Genomic DNA, 255 nt, shown 5'->3' with positions numbered 1-255 from the left:
CGGGCTGGCCGGGCCGTGGGTGACCCGGCGCAGCAGCCGCAGCAGGTACGCGGCGGTCAGCGCCCCGCCGACGGCGGCGAGCACGCCGAGGGTGGTCCACAGCGGGCCGCCCCGCCCGATCGCGGCGCCCACGGCGAACGCCTCGCCCCAGAAGCCGGCGAGGCCGGGCAGCCCCAGCGAGGCGACGGCGGCGAAGCCGAGCAGCCCGGCGAGGCGGGGCGCGGTCTCCCGCAGCCCGGACAGCTCGGCCAGCGC

Annotated in this window: 1 pseudogene; it reads right to left on the bottom strand. The window is 82.0% G+C overall.

From position 1 onward, the window contains the following. Window positions 1-255: pseudogene (locus LPA42_RS34790) on the bottom strand (NADH-quinone oxidoreductase subunit M); the annotation flags it as partial.

It is taken from the genome of Micromonospora sp. DH13 (assembly GCF_020873825.1).
Taxonomy (GTDB): Bacteria; Actinomycetota; Actinomycetes; order Mycobacteriales; family Micromonosporaceae; genus Micromonospora; species Micromonospora haikouensis.
Note: the sequence above shows the minus strand (reverse complement) of the source record. Positions and strands in the feature narration are given on the sequence as shown.